This window comes from Microvirga sp. P4_A5 (assembly GCF_056402495.1).
The window spans coordinates 1-952 of the sequence record NZ_JBFUHH010000208.1 but is presented as its reverse complement, the minus strand read 5'-3'; the positions used below and the strand labels follow the sequence as shown (position 1 = coordinate 952).

At 56.5% G+C, this 952-nt stretch carries 1 protein-coding gene and 1 pseudogene; one reads left to right on the top strand and one right to left on the bottom strand.

Annotation, left to right across the window (positions count from 1 at the left end; genetic code table 11):
• Nucleotides 1-232 (bottom strand): annotated as a pseudogene (locus AC1DVM_RS23175) (PLP-dependent cysteine synthase family protein); the annotation flags it as partial.
• Between the two features lie 379 nt (nt 233-611).
• Between AC1DVM_RS23175 and AC1DVM_RS23170 the strand changes: the two are divergent.
• Nucleotides 612-952 (top strand): type 2 periplasmic-binding domain-containing protein (locus AC1DVM_RS23170; RefSeq protein ID WP_477258494.1); only part of this gene is annotated, 341 nt, incomplete at its 3' end.

Sequence of the window (952 nt, the reverse complement as noted above, 5' to 3'; positions counted from 1 at the left end):
TGTCCGGCCCGATCCACCCATTGCAAAGTCCATATAGGAACAGGGAGCGCGCGAGGCGGCGTTTGAGACTGCCCGACGGGTGAGTGGATTCATCCTTGAGGTAGAGCGCGACGCCGGGAGCACCGGGCAGTGGCACGCGCAGAAGATGGGTGTCAGACGATCGATTGAAATCGGCCTCGATAATTTGAACGGCTCGGGACACCCAAGACCGACGTGAAGCGTCATTGCCCATTCTGCCACTCCTGTTCACAACCACGATGGTCGTGTCCGCTCCATCCAGTCGTTAATCAGGCATCCCACCCGCTCCTGGTGGATCTGCGCAGCCTGCGCCGGACCCTGTCTAATCCTATGGACGGACTTGGCGTTTTTCTATGCCAAAAGCCGTTCCGGACGGCAAAAACCGGCGTGGTCGCCGTGGCACCGGTCAGAATTCGTTTGCAATCTTGGCGGGTCAAGCGGGGCGGAAAGCCCGCGGGGCCGCCTTCTTCTTTTGGGCCTCTAGCGAGGCCTTCGTTTTCCTGGTGGCGGCAAAGGATCGCAAGCGCATGACAGTGGCGGATTTCACAAACGTTGAGGGAACTGAGTTTTGGGCAAGTTGTTAAGAATTTACTTTGCCGAATGAGACAAACTTCCACCGCGCGGAGGTTCCTGAATGCGGAACAACCGGTCAAGAATTGTTGGCAAACTATTTCCAGTCCAACTCCATGGCTATCGAACAGCGCGCTTATCCCGATGCGGCGAAGACGCTAAGGGCGTTCGAAACCAACGAATGTGATGCGATGACGACTGACAGTTCGGGCCTCTTCGCGGAACGCCTGAAACTCAGCAAACCCGGGGACGCCGTAATCTTACCGGATATCATCTCGAAGGAGCCCCTCGGGCCGGTTACGCTTGCTGACGACATCTTGTGGTTCAACATCATCAAATGGATCAACTTCGCATTGATCAACKC